Origin of the sequence: Vibrio sp. 1180_3, from assembly GCF_029478545.1 — a bacterium.
Taxonomy (GTDB): Bacteria; Pseudomonadota; Gammaproteobacteria; order Enterobacterales; family Vibrionaceae; genus Vibrio; species Vibrio aestuarianus.
In genome coordinates this window covers 1-312 of sequence record NZ_SJFM01000225.1, presented here as the reverse complement: position 1 = coordinate 312, position 312 = coordinate 1, and the positions used below count along the sequence as shown (strand labels likewise).

At 57.4% G+C, this 312-nt stretch carries 1 protein-coding gene; it reads left to right on the top strand.

Annotation, left to right across the window (positions count from 1 at the left end):
• Window positions 1–312 (top strand): hypothetical protein (locus tag EYW48_RS21670; RefSeq protein WP_277433103.1); only part of this gene is annotated, 312 nt, incomplete at both ends.

The following is a 312-nucleotide window of genomic DNA, read 5'->3' as shown; positions in this document are numbered from 1 at the left end:
ATGGTGGCAGCGCAAGCACAGTGACGCTGAGCCTGAATGAAGACGGCGAGATAAGCGACAGCAACTACAGCTACAACAATGGCACCATCACGTGGACAGAAACCGTGGCCGAGGGCGCAAGCATCAAGGTCGATGCAACGCAGACCGACCGCGACGGCAACGTGTCTCTACCAGGCAGCGACGAAGCGAAAGTGGATACCACGGCGGACGCCGGTGCGCCAAGCGTGAGCATCGTGGATGACAACAATCCAGACGATGGCGTGATCAACAAAGACGAGCTGGGTAATGACCAGGTTCAAGTGAAGGTTGACG